This window comes from Parasphingomonas puruogangriensis, assembly GCF_036663635.1.
In the GTDB taxonomy this organism is placed as follows: Bacteria; Pseudomonadota; Alphaproteobacteria; order Sphingomonadales; family Sphingomonadaceae; genus Sphingomonas.
Genome location: NZ_JAXOJI010000009.1, coordinates 117,931 through 142,401, shown reverse-complemented (window position 1 = coordinate 142,401; position 24,471 = coordinate 117,931). Strand labels below are relative to the sequence as shown.

Here is a 24,471-nt window from a genome sequence, read left to right as displayed (position 1 = left end):
CTCGCATACTGCCGGCGGCTATGATGGCGGGCAGGCGCAATATGTCCGCGTGCCCTATGCCGATGTCGGGCCGACGGTCATTCCCGACTGGATGGATCCGGACGACGCGGTGCTGCTTACCGATGTGGTGCCGACCGGCTATCAGGCCGCGGAAATGGGCGGCATCACGCCGGGCGACACCGTCGTGGTGTTCGGCGCCGGGCCGGTCGGGCTGATGGCCGCAAAATCGGCCTGGTTGTTCGGCGCAGGGCGTGTGATCGTGTTCGACGAGGTCGAGTATCGGCTGGAGTTCGCACGGAAATTCTGTCCGGCCGAGGTCTATAATTTTCGCGAAATCGACGATCTCGTCGTGTTCATGAAGAAGCAGACCGATGGCTTGGGTGCCGATGTGTGCATCGACGCGGTCGGCGGGGATGCCAATGGCAACGGCCCGCAATGGCTGCTCGGCAAGCGACTGAAGCTCGTCGCCGGCAACGCCATCCCGCTGCATTGGGCGATCAATTCGGTAAAGAAGGGCGGCATCGTCTCGATTGTCGGCGTGTACGGCCCGACCGGCAACATCGTACCGATCGGCAATGTCGTCAACAAGGGCATCACCATCCGCGCCAACCAAGCCTCGGTCAAACGGCTGTTGCCCAGGCTGATCGAGCATGTCCGCACCGGCGTATTGAAGCCGAGCGAGATGATCACCCACCGCGTGCCGCTGGAGCATGTCGCCGACGCGTATCACCTTTTCTGGAACAAGCTCGACGGTTGCATCAAGCCCGTCCTGCTCCCCAATGGCGTTTGAGGAAGACCCCATGATCAGCATGCGTGTGGATCCGTCGACCGTCCCCGGCTGGGGCATCGACGCCGATCCGGAAAACGATCCGACCTATCCGATGCGCCGCATCGCCGAGCAGACCCGCGGCAGCGATTGGCCGCGTCCCCCGCTGCAGCAGCCGACCGTCGAGATCCTGGAATCGATCGAACATATCCGCCTGCCCGCAGTGCTCGGCACGTCGACGCCGCCCAGCGGGGCGAGCGGAGCGATCCGGCGCTATGCCTTTCGCCGCAGCGAATCCGATTGGTGGCACTGGTTGCTGCTGATGGGGGCGGACCGGATCAACGTGGTGGAAGGCGTGTTGCAGGATCTGCGCCACGGCACGGTGCCCAACATTCCCGGCGAAATGGGTATCGCATCGGCCTGGCGGCACAATAAGGTCGGGCTGGCCAACAAGGCGGTGGTGTTCGGCCTGCTGGCGGCAACGATCGCGGTGGCGGCGACCGTACGGCAGACGCGGGCGGGCGACCAGGTCGTGTTGGTAGAGCATGCGAAATAGGGGGATCGGCAACGGGACGCGACGATAACCAGATCAGCACGATCCCGTGATCTTCCTTGCCCAGGTTAGCCATCACCGCCCGTGGGACGGCTAGCGATACTTGCATGACCACGCTTCCCCAGCCCGCTCCCGAACCACCTCCAATCGCGCAACCACAGGACATTGCCTATCCTGGCGTCATCCGCCTGAGAGTTGATGCGACCGATGTCGATCGCCACATCTTCCGCGTGCACGAGACGATCCCGATCGAACGTGCCGGGGCGATGACTCTGCTCTATCCCAAATGGCTGCCAGGTTATCACTCGCCCGAAGCGGAGATCGAATTGTTCGCCGGGCTGGTGCTGCGCGCGGGGGGCGAGGAGCTCGCCTGGCGGCGTGATCCGGTCGAGGTACACGCATTTCATATCGAGGTGCCGGAGGGCGCGGACGAGATCGAAGCGGAATTCCAGTTCCTCTCGCCCGACAAGTCCTTCGCAGGGCCGTGTGACCGTGACGCCGGCGATGCTCAACCTACAATGGAATGCGGTGCTGCTCTATCCGGCAGGGCATTTCTCGCGCCGGATCGCCGTCGAGCCGTCCGTGACGTTGCCGACTGGGTGGCAGGTCGGCTGCGCGCTGGACGTGGCGAGCGTGGCCAACGACACCACGATTTTCGGGCCCGTGGCGCTCGACGTGCTAATCGATTCGCCGCTGTTCGCCGGTGCTCATTATCGCCGCATCGCGCTAGATGACGCCGCCAAGGTCAATCTCAACATCTTCGCCGACACGCCCGACCTGCTCGCCGCGACCGACGAACAGATCGCGCCGCATCGCGCGATGGTGGCCGAGGCAGATGCGCTGTTCGGCGCGCGTCACTTCGATCGCTACGAATCGAAGCTGCCGCTTCGCGTCGCGGCATTGCGCTTCAGCTCGCGCGAGATGGTGCTTGGCGACCGTCAAAGTTTGCGAGCGATGGCGTTGATCCCGCTTCCCTTTGCAACTTCGATCGCGATATCCTCGCGCTCCGGAAATGTCGGATAGCGGCTGACGGTCGGCCTCGCCGATGGTGATATATGGGTTGGTGGCATCCCTCCTGCTCCCCGAAACCAGCGCACGCCGACTGGTGCCGAAACACCCGCATCCATCGCCGCGCCTTCGCTCGATCTTCCAAAAGCGATCGCTTGCCAGAAGCGGCAGACGTTCTCACGCTGCCATCCGGGGGGATGACCAAGCGAACGCAGCTTCCTGCGGGTACACCGATCCCAAGCACGCCTGTGCGCTTTCATCGCAACCTCCTCTATAAGGGCGTTGCGACGACCGGTTGAATCCGCCTGATACGTGTCTATCAAGTACACCGAGCGCCTCGCCGAGGCCGGCATTGAGCCGTCGGTCGGCAGTGTCGGCGACAGCTACGACAACGCTTTGGCCGAGACGATCAACGGCCTGTACAAAGCCGAGGTAATCCACCGGCGCGGACCCTGGCGCAGCTTCGAAGCCGTCGAGTACGCCACACTCGAATGGGTCGACTGGTTCAACCATCGTCGGCTGCTGGAGCCCATCGGAAACATCCCCCCTGCCGAAGCCGAAGCCGAAGATCAATATTATGCTGCCGCACACAACATCGATATGCCAGCATGACTAACAACCAAAGGCCTCCGACAAACCCGGGGCGGTTCACGTGTGATTCATGCTGTCCACTGGCCAAAGCTGGTTCAATCGTTAGTAGCAGACTCACGCTTCTTACGTAGGCTGGTTCGGCTGCAGGGTGAACCGGAATGCGGTCGCGAGCCCCACCTTGCAAGACATGTCTGGCTCTCGTCAGTGGCCTCTTATGGACCAATGAACGCAGCCGCGGGTCGCCGCGAGTACGTCGGCGAGCGCCGTCACGATTTGAAGGCCGGCATAGGGGGTCGTGAGGCAGCGATGATCGGAAAAGGGATATCCTAGGTCGGCCTGCGGCGGATGGACGATCACCACACGAACATCCCCCCTGATCGCCGCGTCGATCAGGGCGACGGCGTCTTGACGCGACATCGTATGGCTTAGCACCATGGCATGGACGCGCGACCCGCTATCAAGCAACCCTAGCCCTTTGCTACTGTCTGCCACCGGTCCGACCACGGTAGCGCCCGCGGCCCGGACTACTTCGCTAAGGTACGATTGCTGCAACACACTCTCGTGCGCGATCAGCACACGGCGTCCTTGGAGCATGCGAACGATTGCCATTTCGCAATCGTGGGTCGGCCCGTGCCCGACTTCAATTACATATGTGAGCAACTCGACCTGATCGGCATAATCTTTGTTAATTCGTGTCGTTGTTGCTCGCCTGTACTGGATGCTTTCGGAATGGAAGCGCTTGACAGTCGCTTCTTTGATAGTGCGGTTCATCCGCTCGACCTGGCCGTTGGTCCAGGGGTGGTTCGGTTTGGTGAGCCGGTGCTCGATGTCGTTCGCCTCGCAGATCATGTCGAAGCGCATCTGGCGTGACCATGCAGTGTTGCGGTTGCGCGGTTCGTCGGCGAACTGGATGCCGTTATCGGTCAGGATCGTGTGGATCTGGTAGGACACGGCTTTCAGCAAGTGTTCCAGAAGCTCCCAAGCCGTCCGCCGTCGGCCTTGTCGACCAGCTTGGTGACCGCGAACTTGCTGGTACGGTCGATGCCAACGAACAGGTATAGCTTGCCTTCGGCAGTCTGCACCTCAGCGATATCCACGTGGAAGAAGCCGATTGGGTAGCGCTTGAAGCGCTGGCGCTTCGGCTTATCGCCCCTTAATGTCCGGCAGACGGGAGATGCCGTGGCGCTGCAAACAGCGGTGCAACGCTGAGCGCGTCAGACGAGGGATCGACGGCTGTAGCGCATAGAGACAGTCGTCCAGTGGCAGCAATGTGTGGCGCAGGAATGCGACGATCGCTGCCTCTTCGGCTTCGGTCAGGGTCGTGGAATGAGGGGCCTTCGGCACGGTCTTCAGATCCTCGACCGTTACCCGCTTCCGCCACTTCGCCACTGTTTTGGGATTGATCCCCAGCTCCCGGCTCAACGCCGTGAGCGAAGCTTGCGATCGCTGTATTGCTGCACTGACGGCGTGCGTGGTCGTGGCGCTCCCACGACGAACCTGTCCCATATGGCCTCCTTCCATTCCAACGACAGAATCGCACCATCAAACCGTGGGATCAAACACCTAATCGTCTCCCGAACGGACAAAGCATCGAAGGTCGCTAACCGCCGCGCCTCCCCGACAATTGCAGGCGAGCAAATACTGATTATCTCAAATTCACTTCAGGCCGCTTTTTCCTGCTATTGACCTGATTCGCGAACGCCATCCATATGCCGCGGGCAAACTGCAAGGCGAGACTATCTTAAGGACAAGTAAGTCATCGCGTCGTCTCGACCGCTGCTGGACCGAATCCATGCATGCTGGCGCATTCAACAGTTACGTCAACAACATCTGTCCAGCACTCGCGTCCATCACGACCTGATCGCGCTGGCTTCGCATTTTTGCGCGATTGCGGCTGACGACGAAGACGCGACGCGCTTCGAACCGCAGGACGCTGCTGTGCACGGGGCCCACTTTTGCGACGGGGAGACACCTGAACCACCTGCTCAAGTTCCACAGAAGGTCGCCAGCACCCGCTCATGCGTTTTCGGCGGCTGAGAGAACTCAGCGTGATGCGGCTGGTCCTCATATGGGCGAGAGAGCACATCAAGCATCGTGTCGAACCGCCCAAAATCATCGCGCTCGACCGCCGCAACGATCATTGCTTCGACGAGGTGATTGCGTGGGATGAAACCTGGATTGACGGCGTCCATAGCGCAGCGTCGGGCGGCGGCATCTTGTGGCTCCTGCGCGAGCCGTGCACGCCAGTCCACGGCCCAAGCATCAAACGCCGTTGGATCTACGAACAACGCCCTCACCGGCTCGTCGTCACCCAAGAGGGCTCCCCCCAGCCGCCGGAAGAAAAGCGTGAAGTCCACCTGGTTGGAGACCATCGCAGTGAGGATCGCGCCGGCCAGAGCCCGATCTTCCTCGCGTGCATCTCGAAGTCCGAGTTTGTGTGCCAGCCCACCGTGATAGCCGCTTTCAAATTGCGGTGAGAAGGTACCGAGCGCGACCTGCGCCAGCTCTAATGCCTCCGCCGGATTTTCGCTAAGAATAGGTAGCATTGCTTCGGCCAAGCGCGTCAGATTCCATTGTGCCATCCGAGGCTGGTTCCCATACGCATAGCGGCCCATTCGGTCGATCGAGCTGAAAACGGTCGCCGGATCGTAAGCGTCCATGAAAGCACAGGGGCCATAATCGATCGTCTCGCCGGCAACCGACATGTTGTCCGTGTTCATGACCCCGTGAATGAAGCCAATCAGCAGCCAGCGGGCGACGAGATCCGCCTGCGCCACGGCAATGGCCTCGAGCAGCGCGGCATAGGGGCGGTCAGCTTCCGCAGCGGCCGGATAGTGGCGAAGGACGTGGTCCGCGAGCAAGCGCAGGGCCTCCAGGTCACCGCGCGCGGCAAAGAACTGAAATGTACCGACACGGACATGGCTTGCGGCAACGCGAGTGACGATTGCGCCCGGCAACGGCGTTTCCCGATAGACCATGTCGCCGGTCGTCACCGCCGCCAATGCCCGCGTGGTCGGGATGCCGAGCGCCGCCATTGCTTCGCTGATGAGGTATTCGCGTAGGACAGGGCCAAGGGCGGCCCGCCCGTCTCCGCCTCGAGAAAAGGGGGTGGGGCCCGCCCCCTTTAACTGAATATCGCGGCGTTTCCCATGCCGATCAATGACGTCGCCAAGCAAGATGGCACGCCCGTCGCCAAGTTGCGGCACGAAGTTGCCGAACTGATGCCCGGCATAAGCGAGTGCGATCGGGTCTGCCCCTTCCAGCATCCGCTGTCCCGAAAAGACCGCCGCCCCATTCTGGCCTTCCAGTTGGTCCGGATTGAGACCGAGCTCCACCACAAGCGGTCGATTTAACTTGATAAGCTTGGGCGCCGGTGCTGCCGCCGGTCGGACCCGACGGAAGAAGCGGTCCGGCAGACCTGCATAACTGCTATCTAGCGCGTGAAACGTCATAGTCTAGCTAACTACCTGCGATCCTCTAACGTTCCGAGCAGGACGGCCAGCCCAGAACAAGAAACCCTGCGATTTGTAGGGCACCGCAGCACCTAAAGCAGGGCGACGAGGCAACGCGGCGCTAGCCCGCAGCGCACCAGCCCTTCGTTGATCGGGGTGTTCTCGAACACGAACGCGTCGAGGTCCTTTACGACCGGCAGCCTGGCAGCCGTCATGCGGTAGCGGATCTAGGCCGCATGACGGTGTGCGCCTTCGGCGCGCAACAGATCGCTCAGGATTTCCATCGCGGTGTGGTTGCGCTGGACCCCCGCGGTGACCGCGTCGTCGAACGCACCTGCCATACCCTTGAGCCCGGCGCCGCGCGCGCCTCGTTCTCGGCGAGTAGTGTATCGAGCCACTCCTAGAACGGTCCGATCCGCGGCAGCGGCTGCACCGAACGATGACAGTCGAACGAACCTTCCGGTGCCCGGATCGCCTTGCGCACCACCTTGCGCGACAATCGAAGATCCCGCGCGATCGCCTTGATCGGCTTGCCGCCGGCGTATTCACGCCGAACCCGAACCACAGTCTCCACCACCAACATCCCGATCTCGCCGCCTGAGAATCCCCAGGCCGCTGTCTAAACCATCGAAATGAGGGGTCCCTTTTGGACGCCGATCACCCCGCTAAGGGGGTCCTTTTTGCACGCCGATCCACATCTCTCGACATTCGCCGACCATGATCTGGTCGGATATGCACAGGCCTAGGCGCGGCCGGGATGGCTTACCGCCATGCTCAACTATTATCGGGCGTTGGTGCGGCGGCCTCGGATGAAACTCGGGCGCGTCGAACCAACCCCCCAGATCCTGTGGGGAATGAAGGATGCGGCGCTCAGCTTCGCCTTGGCCGAAGCGTTGCTCACTCGATGCCGGGATGCATTATTACGGCCCTATCCGGAAGCGTCTTATTGGCTTCAACATAACGAGCGGCAAGCCATCAACGGCGCCCTTGTAAGGTTTCACGGGACCTGATCTCCCACTCCATACTACATCGTAGTATTGGTCGCGGCGAGCATTCATCGGAAGGTCCTGATCGCGACATAGACGAGGTCGCGGCAGTAGGGCGCGGCAGTATCCCGATGTGCAGCATCGTTCACTTCGACTTCGCCTCCACTGCTGCAATCATCATCTCAAGCGCCACGGCGAGGCAGGCGTGTCGGACGCCGCCTCGACCTATTTCGCCGAAATGCTCTTCCTGGTGCGTCGTAGTTCCATCTCTGCGCGCGCACGCGACATGGACCAAGCCGGATTCATCCCCGGGAGCGCCTGGCCCGGCAAAGCCGGTGATCGCCAAAGCAATATGCGCGTCGGACGCCTTAAGCGCGCCATGCGCCATGGCCACGGCAACACTCCTACTGACCGCGCCGCATTCATCGATCTGTTCTTGCGCCAGTCCGAGTAGTTCGCACTTCGCACGCTCGCTGTAGACCACGAAGCCACGGTCGAACACGTGACCCAAGCCGTCGATGTCAGTCAGCAACGAAGCGAGCAGACCTCCGGTGCAGCTTTCGGCCGTCGCCAGTAAGAGGTCGGCATCGTCCGCCTTCTGCAACAACATCTGCGCCAACTTTTCGACGCGGGAGGGGACTGCATTTGACAAGGTCTCAGCAATCATCAGATTCTCCAGTCTTGTCAGGCGTTCGTAGGACAAGACACGACCCTGAGCAGCGTGCCGCTTGGGCTCAGTCAGATACTGCCCTGTTCGATGTTGATCCCTCGACGCTGACGAAATTTCTCATATATTCAGCCGAGGCCGTCCATGTGCAATCTCTTCCCTTTAGCTTCGTAGCAGAGGTCTGCGATCATCAGTCTGTCGGCTTGGCACCCGCGTGGTTAAACCGCAGTCTATGGGAGGCGGCGCATTGGCTGACGGGTGATGTAACATGAATCGTCTCCGATCAGGGCCGTCGATGCTTCTGCATGAATTGAGCGGTGAGAGTGATTGCCCCCGGCTTTTATTTTTTGGAAGCGGTAGAGAAGCAACGTGTCAAGACGGCCGCGAAGGCCACAGATACTTCGTATCCTATAAAGATCGGCGGTCTGTGCGAGGGCCGTTGTTCGGCATCGCTCAACCGCCTCCAATCCCTTCAACTACCTTGCCACTCCCCGCACAGACTGCACAGGTGCTTCCCTCGATCCTGCCGCTACCGTTGCAGCGCGGGCAGACATTTTCGCCGGTACCGGGTGTCCCTTCCGGGGCCTGATCCCCCGGCGCCATTTCGCTGACCATTGCTTATCTCCTTCCCTACAGAACGCTCGACGGCCCTAAAGGCTTCTTGGGAGCGACGTTTACCCCCTTTGAAACGGACCGCAGTGTTCGATCCAACGGAGCTCGTGCCGCTCGTCTCGGGCTTCCGCAGTTCGGTCGAGCTACGCCTTGGCGAGCCGCGCTTTAAAGCCGTACCCAATTGATAGGGCGCCGCCTGATCTCGCGAAGGGCCCTTAATGCGTATCATGGCGCGTTTGGCCAATGGCCGATCAAGTGGGCGTATGTGGTCGAATTGCGGTATTGGGGTTGAGCTAAGGGGCGGTGATCGGGCCGGCGCTTGCTGTCGAGAACCCGCCTATTGCCGATGTCATCGCGCTGGCCGCCCCGGCGGGAGAGCGCGGGGTGATGTTCCTCGATGCGATGCGGCTAAAACTGGCGGTGTCATCAGATCTGCCAGAGTGCTTTTTTGCCGCTTGCACTTCGCTGGCGGTGACCGCGATACCAGGAGCGGGCAACGCAATAAGAATTAGAGTGACTAGAACTCTTCTTCTGGGCAAAATTAAAGCGACAAGCGTCGCCTTGTAATCCGGATAGTTTGCCGGAAACGATTGAGCCCCATCGCATCGCGATAATCGTTTGTATACACCGGCGCCGTCGGTCCTATTTAATCGCCACACGCACATTCAACCAGATATTCTCAGAGTCCGTTTGAGAATGTTCACGGATGGACAATTCTCCGGAGCATGAGGCCGCCGAGAGCGACATGGATCATGGCCTGCGAGACGTCGATCCGCTGCTCGTAATCGCGAACGAGCCTTTTCCAGCGCGTCATCCAACCGAAGGTGCGCTCCACGACCCAGCGCCTTGGTAGCACCTTGAAGCCGGGTTCCTTGTCGGAGCGGCGGATAATCTCGAGGACGAAGTCCTGATAGGTCGCGGCGTCCATAAGGCGAGTGCGGTCGTAGGCGCCGTCGGCGAACAGGTGCTTGAGCCAAGGCCATCGTTTGCGAACGGTCACGACGATCGCTTGAGCACCAGCGCTGTCGGAGATGTCGGCAGTGGTCAGATTGACCATGAGCAATCGACCATCGGCGTCGACGGCAATGTGCCGTTTACGACCGAGAACCTTCTTGCCCGCATCAAAAGCTCGCTTTTCCGCCGCTGGTGCCTTGATGGACTGGCTATCCACAACGGCGGCCGTCGGGCTTTGTTCACGCCCTTGGCGTTCACGGTCGAGCATCAGCGTGACGTCGTGGATCGTGCGGAACAGTAGCCGGCGCACGAAGCGGCGGAACCACCAATACACCGTCTGCCAGGGCGGGAAGTCGTTCGGCAACATCCGCCATCCACCACCTGTTCGTGCCAGATAGCGAAGCGCATCGAGCACATCACGCAGGTCCGTCGCTGACTTGCGTCCGCGCTTGGCCAGAGGCGGCAGGAAAGGCTGAATGAACAGCCATTCTTCGTCCGTCAGATCGGTCGGGTAGCGCTTCGATCGCTTTTCAAATCCAGCCATCCGGCTGCGGCTTGCTCGGGTCCACATCCCAAGCTTGAATCACGCCCGAGCCGCCGCATCAACACATTCTCAAACGGTCTCTCAGTGCCCATGTTACTTTCTTCGATCCAGTCCTATGGCGTGGATTGGAGTCGAGCTCAGTTGGTCGGCACCGAAGATATGGGAACGTCCTCTGGTCTGCTGTTTGTCGCGACGGTCAGGCCGTTCTGTCCGACGCTGTGGCCGATACCCGGCGGGACATATGTTTCGAGATCGGTGCCAAGGGCTGTGAGCGGGTAGTCGCCAGTCCATCGAGCGGAACGGTACGACGTCATCCTCGAGCCGTGGCTCAGCAGAAACGGCGGGCGCGAGCGGATGTATGCCACAAGATTGTCCGGTATAATGAGCATGCCCGAGATCTCGATGATGCCGCGACCGGCGCGCAACGGCGCAGTCCAACGCGCGGCGCGATCAACGCCCTAGCCAAAGCGGTGCGGCAGCGCGGCCATGGACCAGGCTGCCGCTTCACCCTACAACCCTTGCTTGGAGCCGTAGCGATTGCGCTCTGCAACGACTTCGTCATCAGCAAAGGAGGGCGCCTTGTCGTCGAACGAGCTCCACCCCGAACTACGGTACGCCGAACCGCGATCGGCAGCGTTCACTGACTTGTTGCGATCGAGCACCGCTTCCACCTCCGCGGCCAGGGCGTCGTCGACGCGGGTGCTGACCAGCGTGCCGCCGCGGCGAACACCTTCCGAGTAGACGTTCGCCTCCTCGTCCGTATGTCCGGCTTGCTTGAGTGCACCAACGATGCTTCCGGTTGCAGCGCCACCGGCGGCGCCGATACCTGCGCCGACGGCGGTCGATGCGAGCCAGCCGGCCGCCACGATGGGCCCGAGGCCGGGGATCGCGAGCAAGCCGAGGCCGGCGAGCAGCCCGCCGACGCCGCCCAGGACCGCGCCGGTCGACGCGCCGCGCGACACGTCGCCATCATCGTTGACGTCGTCAATCCCGGTCGAGCCATCGTGGTCGCCATGGTCGCGCTTGTTAGCCATGATGCTCAGATCGTCATGCGGCACGCCGAGGCGTTCAAGTTCGGCTACTGCGTTGGCGGCATCTGAGTAATCGTCGAACAGACGGGTGATGGTCTTCTTCATGTCTTCTCTCCTGGTTGGTTGGCTCAACGCGTGATCACGTTGCCTTTGTAGTCGAGACCGACACGGACCTTCTTGCCGTGGTGGATCGCCATGCCGCGCCAGACGCCGTTCTCGTCCTTCGTCAGTTTCGAGATACCTGAATACCCGGCCTTGGCAATGCGGCCCTTGGCCTGGCTTTCGGTGAAGGAGCTGCGCCCCTTCGCCGGCGTGGCGACGTGGCCGACCGAGCTGTCCTTGACGACCGGGTTGTGCGAGCCGGGGTTGCCTGCCTGAGCAAGCGCGCCAGACGCGAGCAGGGCGCTCGTCGCAGCGGCGAGGACGATGTGTTTCATATGCTCTCCATGGGATTTCAGCCACCTTCCGGCGGCGATCGTTGAGGTGGCGACGAGCCCACTGGGCCCGTCGCCATGTCTGTCAGCGGACTGAACCGCGACGAACGAGGTTAACGATCGCAAGCAGGATCACGGCCCCGGCTAGCGACACCAGGATCGACTGGACGTTGATCGCGCCTTCCATGATCGACGCTCCGCCGATCAGCGGCGTGACGATGAAGCCGGCCAGGAGCGCGCCGACGATGCCGACCACGATGTTTAGGATGATGCCCTGCTGCCCGTCGGTCCGCATGATCATGCTGGCGACCCAGCCGATGATGCCGCCGACGACGAGGAGAATGATGAGGTTCATAATATAGCCTTTCGTTGTGTGGGCCATCAACCGAGCCGCCCCGGCGATGTTCCTGATAGAGCCGCAACACCGGTCGGCTCGTATGGTGCTGCTGCACCATACTCATTGGTGCCGAAGTGATGCGTTGCTCTGGAACAATGCAGCTGTCGACTGCGCTTGGATGGAATGAGATCAACCGCCAACCGCACCGTACCCGGCCCCACGCTCCATCACCTGGAGCAGCTGATGGAGAGCCTGCTTGCCGGCGTCATCCTGATGGACCCGACCGGCGTCATCCTCGGCGCCAACGCGGCGGCGCTCGCCATGCACGGCATCGACCGCGTCGAGGATCTAGGCACTACGGCGGACGAGTATGCGCAACGCTTCTGCCTGCGCTACCGCGACCACCGGCGATTGACCCGCCGCGAGTATCCTCTGGTGCGGCTGCTTGCCGGCGAGAGCTTTCCTGATCTGATCGTCGAGGTCGCACCGCTTGGCACCAATGACCCCCGATGGGTGCATCAGGTGCGCGACGTCGCAATGGATGACGACGGAGGTGAGCCGGACTGCCTAGCGCTCGTAATCCACGACGTGTCCGAGCGTTTCGACGCGGAGGACCGGTTCGAGGCCATGTTCCAGGCCAACCCCGCGCCTGCCCTGATCGTTCGGGTTTCGGACCAGCGCTACGTCCGCGTCAACCAGGGTTTCATGGATCTCAGCGGCTACCATCGCAGCGATCTGGTCGGTCGGACCATGTTCGAGGTCGATCTGCTAGCGAACGTCGATGGCGGCGAGCGCGCGAAGGAGCGATTCGCCGCTGGGGAAGTAGTGCCGCAGATCGAGGCCGAGCTGCCGCTAGCAGAAGGTGACACCAAGCTGGTGATCCTCGCCGGCCAGCCGATCGAGGTGCAGAACGAGCCCTGTCTGCTTTTCACGTTCGCCGACCTCGAGCCGCGGCGGCGCGCCGAGCGCGCGCTGGAGACGAGCGAGCGGCACTTCGCCACCGTCTTCGACATGGCTCCGGTAGCCATGGTCGTGACCAGGGGCGACGATTATCGGATCATCGAAGTGAACGCCGCCTTCAAGCGGCTGACGGGGTATTCGGGCCACGACACGGTCGGCCGCGTCCCTGATGATCTCCAGTTATGGAACGACGCGCGTCAACGTGAGGGGTTGGAGGACGAAATCCGACAGCGGGGAGGCTTCCGGGGGCACGACGTGCGGGTGCTCGGGAAGGATGGAGCTCCGGTAGACTGCATCGCGTCGGCGGAGAGGATCAGTCTGCGCAGCGACGACTGCGTGCTCTGGCTCTACCAGGACATCACCGACAGACGACGCAGCGAGTTGGAGCTTGTGGAGGCCATCGAAGCCGTCATGAAGGACGCGAATTGGCTCAGCCGCTCGATCATGGATAAGCTCGCCACACTAAGGAATCCGCGTGGAGCCGACGTCAGCGCCGGGCCGTCGGGTCAACTAAGCCCTCGTGAGCGTGAAGTCCTCGAACTCATATGCCAGGGCCTCGACGACAACGCGATCGCGGGAAAGCTGGGACTGTCGCGCAACACAGTGCGCAACCATGTCGCCCGCCTTTACGCCAAGATTGGCGTCAACAGCCGCAGTGCCGCCGTCGTCTGGGCACGCGAGAGGGGCGTGGGGTCGATGCCGAGAGACTGACGCCGCCGCCGAATGCAGCGTAAGACTTCACGACGATAATAACGTTGGACGAGACCTCTGCCTGAAACATTTCCCGACTTTGCGGTGGCGTGGGCAAGCGCCCAGCGGGATTGTCTCACGTAGGCGGCACACTCAATCACGGAGCATGGGAACTTGGTCCTGCACCACAGGATCGACTTCGCAGACCTCGTCGGCGCGACCGTCGACACGATCAACCTCGCCGATGTGATTGACGTAAAGGCCTGATTAGGAGGAGCGTTAGCTGTAGGCTTCGGCGAACCGGACGATCATCACCATGGTGCCGCGTCCGCCGTCGATTCGAACCGCGCGCCTCAGATTAGGCGGAACGAGTCCTGCTTCGAGTGCCACCAATGCGCCAATCCTGACGATCGCGTCGGCGCGCGCCGCTGAGAGGTTGATGTGTTCGATGCCGATCAGGTCGATGGCAGATAACGCACGGACTTGGTGTATCAGGGCAATCCGCATCAAATGGTTTGATAAACGAATGCCGTAAGACCGCTTGCCCCCACAGGTCCGTGTTCCCCCGTTTAAGCGGCCCGCCTTCTGGAATGCCACACCCCCGCCAGGGCACTGCTTTGCATCCGGACGCTGGCCGCGGGAACCCAGTCGTAGATCAGCCCGGCAAGGGATCGAGCAGATAGAGTCGAAGCTGCAGTCGCTGTTGGCGCTGATGTTGTGCGCCTTCAACATGGTAATGGCAGGCCACCTGGCACTCCCTCGGTCAGCGGCGGTTATGAAGCGCCAACCGGTCCGTGAGGCCGGTCGGCGTCCTGTCGATCGGATTTGCGGCCGACACTGGTTTCGGCCGACCAAGCGCGATCGGGCACCGGCGTCCATTGATCACGGCTACGCGATACTACTTCAGCGGTGCGACCTTTTGAGCATAGGTTCCCACCAGCTCGCTCTTGCCGACCACGTGACCCTTCATCGCCGCAAGCAGCGTCTCCCGGTCGGCTCCGGCCGGAACCGATAGCATCGTATCCAGCGCGAAAACCTGGAAGTGGTAGTGGTGGGGCGGGCCACCGACCGGCGGTCGCGGACCATAATAGCCGGTCGAGCCGCGAGTGGTGCGGCCCTGGAGAACGCCTTCCGGCTCTGTCAGCCGTGGTTGCTCTTGTAGGCCTTCGGGAAGGCTGATCACGCCTGCCGGGATGTTCCAAGCCAACCAGTGCACGAACGGCTGGACCGGATGTGCGTCCGGATCCTCCATGATGATCACGTAGCTGGCGGCGCCATCGACCGCGGTCCAGGATAGGGCAGGGGACACGCCATCGGCATAGTCGCTATGGCGCATCGGTATCGGCGTGCTGGAGCCGAACGCCGGAGACGACACTGTCGGCTGCGAACGCCTGCCGCCCGCCAGCCGACCCAGCGCGAGCGGAACGCCGTTGCCGCGCTCGGTCTGCTCACGCATCGCGGTGGCGGGAGCCGGCGTGGTGTTCGCGGCCTTGCGTCCTCGATCGTACGCGACTCGGTAGATCACGCCGTTGGCGTCGTCGGCCATCAGGAGCGATCCGTCATGGGCGACGGCGAGACCCACCGGGCGGGCGATGTGCGTTGTCCCGGCATCGGTCAGGAAGCCAGTGACGAACGGCTCGATCGACTTGGCCTGCCCGTTCTGGAAGCGGATCCGCACGATGCTGTAGCCCGACGGCTGCTTCCGGTTCCAGGAACCGCGCATCGTTGCGAAGGCATCGCCATTGTATTCGGAAGGGAACGCGCTGCCCTTGTAGAAGAGGAACTGCATCGGCGCTGCATGAGCGTCGTAGCCGATCACCATTGGCACGCTGTTGTCGCGCCACTGCTCCTTCGTGATCCCGCCCACGGGGGTGCTCTGCGGATAGATCTTCCCGTCCGCATAGGCGTGCGGCCACCCATACTGCTTGCCGAGCTCGATCCGGTTCAGCTCCTCGGGCTGATCTGTATCGCCCAAAAAGTCGATCCCGTGATCGAGACCCCACAGCTCGCCCGTGCGCGGGTTCCAATCGAACCCGATCGTGTTGCGCAAGCCGCCGGCGAGGATCGTACGGCTCTTGCCATCTGGCGAGACGCGCAGGATCGTCGCGTTCTCCGGATTGTTCTCGTTGCAGACGTTACACGTGGATCCCACGCTAATGTAGAGCATGTCGTCCGGACCCCAGGCGATCGTCCGGTTCGCGTGCTGGCCGGCGTCGGGGAGATCGCCGGCCAGCAGCGTCAGTTCGCCAAGGCGGCCATCGCTCAGGATGTCGGCGACGAACAGCTCCTTGACGGTGACGAGGTAGAACTTGCCGGCATGGATGGCGATGCCGTGCGCACCCGGTCGGTTGGTCACCGTCACGGGCGCACCATCCGCCTTGCCGTCGCCGTCCGCGTCCTTGAGCATCAGCACGTCGCCCTGATCGCGACGGGTCAGATAGACCGTGCCGTCCGGCGCGACCGCGAGGATGCGCGCGTTCTTCAGGCCTGTTGCGAAGGACGTTACGGTGAAGCCCGCCGGAGCGCGGAGGGCAGCGATCCTCTCGGGCGTCGCGGGAACCTTCGCCGGCTTGAAGATGGTGATGGGAATCGAGACGTTGGTGCCGTCGCCCTGCTGGGCGAGGGCAGGACTGGCGAGGGCCGCCCCGGCGAGCAGGGCGGATAGGGTGGCGAGCTTCATCGAATTCCCCTTCGTGACGATTGTCAGTCAAACACCCGATAGCCCGCTTTGCTCCGCTAGGAGCTATTCGCTCCCGGTCTGACTGTGTGGGGCGGCGACAGGCTTTGATTCCGGGGATTCGCGCTGGCGCAGAAAGATGGAGAGCACAACGAGGATCGCGGTAGACAGGAACTCGCTTTGCCAGTTCTGCAGCGACTCGAACCACAGTTGCGCGTCGAGAAGGTAGCCGAACGTCGTGGGAGGCACTTCGCCGTGCTCGAGCGCCTCTTGGGCAGCCACCCGGGCGCTCTGCGTCCAGTGAATGACGAAGGAGGTGAAGAACAGCAGGCCGAGCGCGATGCCGAGCGAGCGCGCGTAGAATGCGCGCCACACCGGCCCCCATTTGAGGATCGTTGGCGCTCCGGGTTTGCGTCCTTCGGCTTCGAGATCCGAGTCACGAGCATCCTTTTCGTCGGGATCCTTCGACTCGGCCGAGCCACGCTGAAACAGCATCGCCGTCAACACGACATAGGCCGACATTTGGAGGAATTCGCTCTCCCAGTTCTCGAACACCGACGACAGGAATTCAGGACTTGCCGCGTATTCCGATAGGGTCATCAGGGACCCGCCGTGTCGTGCAGCGTCCTCGTTCGCGACGTGCCAACCCGCGAACCACTGGCCAAGGATGCTTGCCATGAAGAGCACCATCAGCGCGATCGTCAGGCCATTGTCTCTCACCAACCGCATTCTTCACTCCCACAGCCAAGCGCTGCTCCTGTGTCGCTTGCCCTACCTGCCACATTCGGAACAGCATCTGATGCCGATCAGTCACCTCGAAGATCGGCGGCCGTCAAGGGAATGGATGGATAGCAAGGTCTCGTGAGCGGCCATCCGGAACCAGGGCGAATACCGTGCAGCTGACCGACCGATCAGCCTCGGCGCGGTTGAGGTCGGCGAACGGCCGGGGATGGCGGCCCCTCAAGCCGATAGCCTCGGCGGTGCGGCATAGCCTCCACGCCGACTTCGACGACCATGCCTAATAAGGAATATGATCCCAGCTTTGACCTGGCCAAGATTGACCGACCCATATGAACACCCAGCCACTCCGCAACGACGGAGCGGCTGGGCTCATGTCACTTCGGCACCACTACGCTCGGCCCAATCGCGTCAACGACGGCGCGGGCGTCGAATGCACGGACATTGTCAGCCGGCTTCGGCCCCTTGCGTAGAACGATCTCGGCGTTGGCCTCGAACTTGTCGACCGTCCGGACGTCGACGCTACGGTCCCAAAACGGATCCGCGCCGAAGCCATTCCACGAGCGCCACCCGAAGCCTCGTCCGCGGTAGCGCCAGCTAGGTCCCCAACCGCCGAAACCACCGTAGCCGAACCCACCGCCGAGACCCGGAGTCGTATATGTCCGGGTGCGCAAGTCGGTGTCCTTGTCGACGAGGATGAAGCTGTCGTAACCGCGGGACAGGGTGAGTTCCGCTGCTCGGAAGAGCAGATATTTCTCCACGGTGTCGCGCGACGTGTAGCTGTTACCTGCAAAGCTGACGACATAACGGGTCGGCTCGATCTGCCGGTCGCTGTATCCGGTTCGCGCGAAGCCCGAACCGGTGGCCGGCCGATAGGTTGTTTCGGTCGCGCACGCCGAAAGGCCAAGCGTGGCAATAGCGGCGAACACGACGCCGCCCAATCTTACTGTAGATGATGACATGACGTACTCCCGACTGCCGTGTCCACGGTAACGGCCGGTCTACACTTGGGGATATGGGTACAGGGCGATTGATCGGCGCCCGCCGAGGAACGCTTGTGTTATCAACCACTAAGCATGAATATGAGCTGACAAACGCTGCATTGGAACTTCAACACTGATCCCGATCAATGCGATTTGAAATGGATCGCGGATCTGCTCGCGCCGGCAAAAACGGCGTTAGCTGTCTCGGTTCGCCTCATACTTCTGCAAGACTGCGGCGAGACGGAACCATCGCAGTGCTTCCTGCCGGTCGGTGCAGACGGCAGCCTCGACCAGCATGGGCATTAATGCAGCCTGCCAGCCATCGCCGTGCGCCTCGAGGAAAGCCTCCGCGTCCGCAAGGACCTGCGTGTCTTTTGTCACTGCGCCACCGTGGATGAACCGTCGCATGGGGGCCAGCCTTCCGGCTCGCGGGACCGACCGGAACGGTTGCGAGGCCTAGGCTGATGCGGTCGCGGCGCGGGCGGGCTCTTCGATGCCTTGGATCTGCTCGTCGCGACGCTGCCTGCCATCCGACATAGACTCGCATCGAGGCCGACCCGTTCCACCGTCTTATCAACCCGCCCGACCCTGATCGGAGTACTCTTATCTTGCCGCACCGGGATTCGGACTCAAGAGTGGTTAGGTGACCCGTACCGAGGGGATGCTTCCGGCGCGGGAGTAGGTTGCAACGCGCTGCAGTTGCACTCGTTAAGCCGACCGTACCCTCGATAGCTCATTTCGATTAGTCTGTTGGCGTGGCAGCGCGTCACTACTGTGCAGAGACCTTGCCATCAAACAAACTCGCCAGGTCAGGGTTGGTCATGCGGGCGCCCGAAACCGCGCCGGCGATCCAGATCGTGGAGTTGGCGAAACTGACGGAGACGTCGTTCGCGGTTGCAAGGGCGCGCACCGCGAGCATGGTAGCCAGTAGCTCCCCAGGACGGGCCTGGGGCGCTGCGAACTTTCCCTCGGGCCATCTACGATACTGCACCAGTTTCCACGAGCCCATTGCGCGCATGACGTGGCGATCCGGCTTGCAGAGATCGCAACCGAGCAGCCTGAGCGCCTCGGCTGCAAGCGCAATACCAAATCCAGGCAATTTGAAGCGCGGCGCCGTACCTAGGAGATAGGCCATCTCCTCCGCGGATTGTCTCGCTGACATGCGGGCTTCTTCGAGGAAAGCTGCTGCCGTGCGCGTGTCGTTGCAACCAAGTATTCTCGCGGCATCGCGCAACCGGGCAAGGACTGCGCGCAACCGAGGCGCGCCAGCATGGCGCTCGCGAAACCAAGGCACGATGCGTTCGTCGATATCGTGATCATCGAGCGCCGCGAAATTGCGCGGTGAGAAATCCAGAAAAGGATCGGCGAGCTGGTCACGGATTGCGGCGATACGGTCCCATCTCGTGTTTCCCGAGATCGCAGCGGTGGCAAAGGCTTCGAAAATCGTCTCGTCTGACACGGATGCGAAATCCCTTAGCGGCTGCAGCGGGGGCACTACGGGCGCTTCGATCATGGACCGCCAGCTAATTTGCCACTTGTCCAGTCGCATACCGAGTTCATGCCAAAGCGCTTGCGTCACCTCCCGCTTTGGTTCGCCCGCCCACGTCGCAGGGTTGACGGCGCCAGGGAGTAGGAGACTGGGACAGGTCATATAGACGAGAAAACACAACGCTGGTCCTTGTTCCTGCACAGCTCGCGTTCGGCTACTTGGCTTGGACGCGGGTCGCGGCTCACCCTCGTGTTGCGCGAGCTATTTAGGGCCGACCAGTTGCGCAACCATCGCCTTGAGCGTTAGGGCGTCATGTATGGCATCTCCCCCGATGTCATTGTTGAAGTATGCCCACACGCCGCGCCCGCCCCGGGCCTGGGCAATTATCCATTCCGCCCAGTCGAGAAGCACGCGATCCGGGTAGCGTCCCCAATACTTTCCGCCTCCACCGTGAAAGCGAATATAGGCAACCGGGCCCACCGCAATGCGCGGAACCTCCAACCCCGTCATGTCGTGCGTGCAGAACCCTGCACCATGACGTTCCAGTAGAGCAAACACCTCGTCGGTGTGCCAACTGCCGTCGCGAAACTCGAAGACGTTGGTTACGTCGTCGGGTATTAGTTCGAGAAAGCTTTCAAGGCGCGATACATTCACGTGGAACCGCGGTGGGAGCTGGTAAAGGATGGGCCCCAGCGTAGATCTCAGGTGTCGAAACGGCGCCATCATCCTTTCTACTGGTTCCTGACAGTCTTTTAGCTTTTTGGCCTGTGTGACGAAGCGGTTGGCCTTAACGGCGTAGCGAAAGTTAGCAGGCGCCTGAATGCTCCAGGTTTCGAACGTCGAGGCCTTCGGCAAACGATAGAAGCTGTTGTTGATTTCTACGGTGTCGAAATGTTCAGAATAAAAAGCGAACCACTTCTTCACCGGAAGCTTCTCCGGATAAAAGAGCCCGCGCCAGTGTGGATATACCCAGCCCGAACAGCCAATGTGGATCGAAGGTAAGATACGCTTCTCCGTGCAGTTTTCTAGAACGGCCGACGGGACGCTAACGCGCAGCTAGGCGTTTGGCCTCCGTTCATAACGTTAGTAAGCCAGCGGTGACGCGGGGGGGCGGGCGCTTGCCCGCAACGATCATCCAATAGCAAGCCCAGGGAACCAGCAAACGCCGAACGTATACCGTCCCAATGCCCGATCGCAAAAGAGATTGATCTACTGCCGCAACGGCAACCCAGCTACAAACGAGCGCTACCAATCCAGTCCGGGTCGGCGATCGCTGGGGGCGTGGCGGGGATGGCACTTGATATTTCGGGACTGATTGGCGCTGGTTCGCCGGAAGCGTCCTGTTGCTCGCCAACTGGCCTTTCGCACTGCCTGTCATCATGCTGGTCAACAAACGCTTGATGACGATGCAGGAACACGCGGCGGGCACAGGAAGCCGAGCGATGCTGGTGCAGTCGGAAGGCTACCCAACGTTAGGACCGCAGCACTTTACCCAAGGCTGGAACGCGATCGCTAATCTGAAAACCTATATAAACGGGATTATGCGCAGAATCGCGATATACCAGATGCGACGAAAAAAATCGCTAATTCCCACCGTTTCATAGATTCGAGGAATTCGACGCATACGATGCTTCGTAGGATCACGTCACCACTCAACCTATCCAGCCGTTTACTATCTCATCGCCAACCGAATGCTCATCCCCAGGACCAGCCTGATCTTTACGAAAATGCGATAATTGAGCCGCATCGTAACATGCGCGTCACAACTTTCCCCCATCGGGACCGTAAGCTGGATAACGGCAACGGGGGCGCGATGAAAATGGTTTTGCTCATTGCCGAAGCCCGTGGCGAAATCACTCGATGATAGAGGCAAAGATCAATAAGATAGATGACACCGAAACCCTATGGCAACATTCGGCAACACTCTGATATTACCCGTCAATAGTTGACCGCATACGGTAGAGCCTACGGGTTATCGTAGCCGCACCAAGTTAAATTTAGCCAACACTATCTAGTCCCGGGTTCATCTAGCCCGGGAATGAATTCGTGCGTCCGAGCTCGGCTCGCGCGCAGCCACTTGAGATATCAACGCCGGGGGAATTCGAAAATGATCCGCAATGTGAAGCATATTGACCGCATGACGCACCTTCTTGTCGGCGTCGCCGCCGCCGCGCTGGCGACGCCGGCCGCCGCGCAGGTCGCGTCCGCGCCTGCCGAGGAGGAGGCCGAGGCAGGGGAGGAGATCGTCGTCACCGGCTATCGCCGCAGCCTCGAGGAAGCGATCGACATGAAGCGCAACACGATCGGCTTTTCGGATTCGATCATCGCCACTGACATCGCCGATTTCCCCGAACAGAACCTGTCCGAAGCACTGCAGCGCGTGCCGGGGGTGACGATCGAGCGCGAACGCGGCCTGGGCACGCGTGTCAACGTCCGCGGCCTGCCGAGTGAATTCACCTTCGTCTCGATCAACAAGCTGGCTACCGCCTCGGGTTCGGGCGGTCGCGACGTCGAGTTTGACATCTTCGCTTCCGAACTGATCCAGTCGGTCACCGTGCAAAAGTCGCCGGTGGCGGCGGATGAAGAAGGCGGCATCGCCGGCTCGGTGCTGATCCGCACCGCCCGGCCGTTCGACAATCCCGGCCTGCGTATCGTCGGGAGCGCGGAAGCCGCGTACAATTCAATCTCCGAGAAGGTCGATCCCAACTTCTCGTTCCTTGCCAGCAACACGTTCGGCGATTTCGGCGTGCTGGTGTCGGTCGCCAAGCAGCAGCGCACCAATCGCACCGACTCCAATTCGGGCATCAACTTCCGCCCGATCGCGCGCTGGACCGATCGCGCCGGCACCGTCTACCGCAACCAGGCGATCGCCGTGCTGCAGCGCGATGCCGGCATCACGTTCACCGAAGCCAATAAGAACAAGATCGTGTTCCTCGATAAGGTCGGCGACCGGCTCTATCAGAACGACCAGGATCGCCTTGGCCTGTCGGGCTCGGTGCAATACAAGCCGAGCGACAATTTCAGCCTCGCGTTCGACGCGTTCCTCGGCTCGTACGACACGACCGAAGACGAATATGACGCCGCCGGCTATTCGGCCTCGAGCAACTCCACGCTCGAGACGATCCACGAACATGACGCCACGACGCTGGCCGACAGCGGGATCGTCGTGCTGCGGGATGTCTCCTACACCAACACGCAGCATGAATTCCTGAGCAAGGAATATATCAACGAGACCGACTATCGCCAGTTCGGCGGCGAAATGAACTGGACCACGGGCAACTGGAAGATCAACGCGCTCGGCGGCTATTCCGGCGCCAAGAAGACGCTGGACTACGCCAATCTGAAGCATGTCGCCTACGCCCCGTCGCGCACGCGCTATACCGAGAATGGCGGCGAGACGATCCCGAGCACCAACCCGCGCACGATCGACATGTACAATGCGCCGAATTCCTATCTGTTCGAGGCGTATGAAACGACGCGCGAGCAGATCAAGGACGACAAATATGCCGCGCAGATCGATCTGAGCTATCAGTTCGAATCCTCGCTGCTCAAGCGCTTCAACTTCGGCGGGCGTTACACCAACAAGAGCAACGAACGCGAATATGGCGAGGAGAAGATCCAGGGCCCGACGCGTGGCAGCACGGCCTATGTCAACGTCCGCAAGCTGGGCGACAGTCCGCTCGAAGACGTCACCGATATCCTGGGCGGGAAAAGCTATCAGGCCCGCGACCTGAGCTGGGCGCAGGTGTCGAACGACTATGCGCGGAACTTCTTCCGTCCCGATGGCTTTGTGACGCCGTTCAACAATGCGAACTATTACAAGGTTCAGGAAGAGACGTTCGCAGGTTATGCGATGGTCGATCTCGCGTTCGACGTGGCCGTGCCGGTGTTCGTCAATTTGGGCGGCCGCTATCTGCGCACCAACATCCAGTCGGAAGGGTTCCAGCAGGTCCAGAACCCGAACGGCTCAATCGGCCTGACCCCCGCACCGGTGTCCAGTGAGGGCAAATATGAAAAGTTCCTGCCGTCGTTCAACGCGCATGCCGAGCTGAGCGACAGCCTGTTCCTGCGCGCTGCAGCGTCGAAAACGCTGATCCGCCCGGCGTTGACCGATCTCGCGTACAAGCGGATCGCCAGCATCGGCAATTTCCGCTATACCGATGGAAATCCGGGCCTGAAGCCCACTCTTGCTGATCAGTGGGAAGTCGGCGTCGAGAAATATCTCCCCGGCGGCGGCATCTTGGCCGCGTCCTATTTCTGGAAAAAGATCAAGGGCGTGGTGCAGAGCCAGCTGACGGGCGAAGTGCGCGATGTGACGGTGTACAACGCTAACGGCACGGTCAACGGGATCTATGATTTCGACGTCTACCAGCCGGTCAATGCCGAGGGTTCATACAATGTGAGCGGCATCGAGCTCAACGCGGTGATCCCGTTCGGCATGGTCGCGGACTGGGCGGATGGCTTCGGCATCAATGCCAACGCCACCTTCCTCGACAGTTCGCTGACCGGCGCGTCTGACCTCGGCATCGACACGTCGCCGATCGGGCTCGCCGACACCACCTACAATGCGACGGTGTTCTACGATAAGGGCCCGCTGTCACTGCGCGTCTCGTACAACCGCAAGGGCGCCTATGTGGAGCGGATCGAACGCAATATGTATCCGGTGTATCGCGATGCTTATGGTCAGTTTGATGTGTCCGCGAGCTATCAGGTGATGCGCAACATCCGACTGGAATTGCAGGGCATCAACGTCGGCAACGCGAAGACGACTGGCTACACGATGGATCCGGCTTTCCCCGTGATGTACGAAGCCTCGGGCAGCCGCATCAGCCTGGGCGTTCGCGCACAGTTTTAATCCGCTGCTCTGATCCGCTGCGAGCCCTGCCATGTCGGCGGGGCTCGCAGCGCCGTATCTAATCCGGAGCGTCCCCGTGATCTTGCGTATCGCCCTCGGCACGATGGTCGCCGCGTCCGCACAGTCCGGCGTCGCCCAGCGTGC

The 24,471-nt window shown here is 61.4% G+C and carries 19 protein-coding genes and 5 pseudogenes; 8 read left to right on the top strand and 16 right to left on the bottom strand.

Translation table 11 applies throughout. The annotated features are described in order from the left end of the window. The 5 genes and pseudogenes from U1739_RS18895 to U1739_RS18870 all read left to right on the top strand — a co-directional run. The coding region (locus U1739_RS18895) for a zinc-binding dehydrogenase (RefSeq protein ID WP_332710145.1) at window positions 1-790 on the top strand (790 nt) is incomplete at its 5' end. A 10-nt stretch (window positions 791-800) separates the two neighbouring features. Continuing rightward, on the top strand, window positions 801-1,322 hold the full coding sequence (locus tag U1739_RS18890; protein WP_332710144.1) for a hypothetical protein: 522 nt from the start codon (window positions 801-803) through the stop codon (window positions 1,320-1,322). Between the two features lie 104 nt (window positions 1,323-1,426). After that, window positions 1,427-1,732, top strand: a pseudogene (locus U1739_RS21295) (M61 family metallopeptidase); the annotation flags it as partial. 91 nt (window positions 1,733-1,823) lie between these two features. Then, window positions 1,824-2,342, top strand: coding sequence for a M61 family metallopeptidase (locus U1739_RS18880; protein ID WP_332710142.1), 519 nt, complete (start codon window positions 1,824-1,826; stop codon window positions 2,340-2,342). A 294-nt stretch (window positions 2,343-2,636) separates the two neighbouring features. Continuing rightward, a pseudogene (locus U1739_RS18870) lies at window positions 2,637-2,939 on the top strand (integrase core domain-containing protein); the annotation flags it as partial. A 180-nt stretch (window positions 2,940-3,119) separates the two neighbouring features. Here the strand turns inward: U1739_RS18870 and U1739_RS18865 are convergent. From U1739_RS18865 to U1739_RS18825, 9 genes and pseudogenes are all read right to left on the bottom strand, one after another. Then, window positions 3,120-4,424, bottom strand: a pseudogene (locus tag U1739_RS18865) (IS481 family transposase). A gap of 479 nt (window positions 4,425-4,903) precedes the next feature. Continuing rightward, window positions 4,904-6,370: a protein adenylyltransferase SelO gene (locus U1739_RS18860; protein WP_332710141.1), complete on the bottom strand. Its 1,467-nt coding sequence runs from the start codon at window positions 6,368-6,370 to the stop codon at window positions 4,904-4,906. A gap of 131 nt (window positions 6,371-6,501) precedes the next feature. Beyond that, window positions 6,502-6,711 (bottom strand): annotated as a pseudogene (locus U1739_RS18855) (ATP-binding protein); the annotation flags it as partial. Between the two features lie 62 nt (window positions 6,712-6,773). Continuing rightward, window positions 6,774-6,953 (bottom strand): annotated as a pseudogene (locus tag U1739_RS18850) (IS21 family transposase); the annotation flags it as partial. Window positions 6,954-7,501: 548 nt separating this feature from the next. Next, on the bottom strand, window positions 7,502-8,023 hold the full coding sequence (locus U1739_RS18845) for a CinA family protein (protein ID WP_443025606.1): 522 nt from the start codon (window positions 8,021-8,023) through the stop codon (window positions 7,502-7,504). Window positions 8,024-9,335: 1,312 nt separating this feature from the next. Next, window positions 9,336-10,160: an IS5 family transposase gene (locus tag U1739_RS18840; RefSeq protein ID WP_332710140.1), complete on the bottom strand. Its 825-nt coding sequence runs from the start codon at window positions 10,158-10,160 to the stop codon at window positions 9,336-9,338. A 482-nt stretch (window positions 10,161-10,642) separates the two neighbouring features. After that, window positions 10,643-11,269 carry a general stress protein gene (locus U1739_RS18835; protein ID WP_332710139.1) on the bottom strand — a complete coding sequence of 209 codons (627 nt, stop codon included), beginning with the start codon at window positions 11,267-11,269 and terminating at the stop codon, window positions 10,643-10,645. 23 nt (window positions 11,270-11,292) lie between these two features. Continuing rightward, window positions 11,293-11,601: a hypothetical protein gene (locus tag U1739_RS18830; RefSeq protein ID WP_332710138.1), complete on the bottom strand. Its 309-nt coding sequence runs from the start codon at window positions 11,599-11,601 to the stop codon at window positions 11,293-11,295. A gap of 82 nt (window positions 11,602-11,683) precedes the next feature. Next, window positions 11,684-11,953, bottom strand: coding sequence for a GlsB/YeaQ/YmgE family stress response membrane protein (locus U1739_RS18825; RefSeq protein WP_332710137.1), 270 nt, complete (start codon window positions 11,951-11,953; stop codon window positions 11,684-11,686). Window positions 11,954-12,178: 225 nt separating this feature from the next. Here U1739_RS18825 and U1739_RS18820 point away from each other — a divergent pair, with 225 nt between their 5' ends. Further along, window positions 12,179-13,606: a PAS domain S-box protein gene (locus tag U1739_RS18820; protein WP_332710136.1), complete on the top strand. Its 1,428-nt coding sequence runs from the start codon at window positions 12,179-12,181 to the stop codon at window positions 13,604-13,606. Window positions 13,607-13,864: 258 nt separating this feature from the next. Here the strand turns inward: U1739_RS18820 and U1739_RS18815 are convergent, their stop codons facing one another. The 7 genes from U1739_RS18815 to U1739_RS18785 form a co-directional block, all read right to left on the bottom strand. Beyond that, complete coding sequence (locus U1739_RS18815; protein WP_332710135.1) at window positions 13,865-14,092, bottom strand: hypothetical protein; 228 nt, start codon at window positions 14,090-14,092, stop codon at window positions 13,865-13,867. Between the two features lie 391 nt (window positions 14,093-14,483). Then, a complete protein-coding gene (locus U1739_RS18810) occupies window positions 14,484-16,265 on the bottom strand; it encodes a YbhB/YbcL family Raf kinase inhibitor-like protein (protein WP_332710134.1) in 1,782 nt (593 codons plus the stop codon). A gap of 63 nt (window positions 16,266-16,328) precedes the next feature. Continuing rightward, complete coding sequence (locus U1739_RS18805) at window positions 16,329-16,991, bottom strand: DUF6766 family protein (protein WP_332710133.1); 663 nt, start codon at window positions 16,989-16,991, stop codon at window positions 16,329-16,331. A gap of 386 nt (window positions 16,992-17,377) precedes the next feature. After that, window positions 17,378-17,929 carry a CC0125/CC1285 family lipoprotein gene (locus U1739_RS18800; protein ID WP_332710132.1) on the bottom strand — a complete coding sequence of 184 codons (552 nt, stop codon included), beginning with the start codon at window positions 17,927-17,929 and terminating at the stop codon, window positions 17,378-17,380. 249 nt (window positions 17,930-18,178) lie between these two features. Next, complete coding sequence (locus U1739_RS18795) at window positions 18,179-18,391, bottom strand: hypothetical protein (RefSeq protein ID WP_332710131.1); 213 nt, start codon at window positions 18,389-18,391, stop codon at window positions 18,179-18,181. A gap of 361 nt (window positions 18,392-18,752) precedes the next feature. Then, entirely contained in the window at window positions 18,753-19,532 is a 780-nt protein-coding gene (locus tag U1739_RS18790; protein ID WP_332710130.1) for a hypothetical protein, read from the bottom strand. 201 nt (window positions 19,533-19,733) lie between these two features. After that, window positions 19,734-20,459, bottom strand: coding sequence for a DUF72 domain-containing protein (locus U1739_RS18785; RefSeq protein WP_332710149.1), 726 nt, complete (start codon window positions 20,457-20,459; stop codon window positions 19,734-19,736). A 356-nt stretch (window positions 20,460-20,815) separates the two neighbouring features. Here U1739_RS18785 and U1739_RS18780 point away from each other — a divergent pair, with 356 nt between their 5' ends. Together U1739_RS18780 and U1739_RS18775 are read left to right on the top strand one after the other, a co-directional pair. After that, window positions 20,816-21,076, top strand: a complete 261-nt coding sequence (locus tag U1739_RS18780; protein WP_332710129.1) for a hypothetical protein — start codon at window positions 20,816-20,818, stop codon at window positions 21,074-21,076. A gap of 503 nt (window positions 21,077-21,579) precedes the next feature. Next, entirely contained in the window at window positions 21,580-24,327 is a 2,748-nt protein-coding gene (locus tag U1739_RS18775; RefSeq protein WP_332710128.1) for a TonB-dependent receptor, read from the top strand. Window positions 24,328-24,471 lie beyond the last annotated feature (144 nt).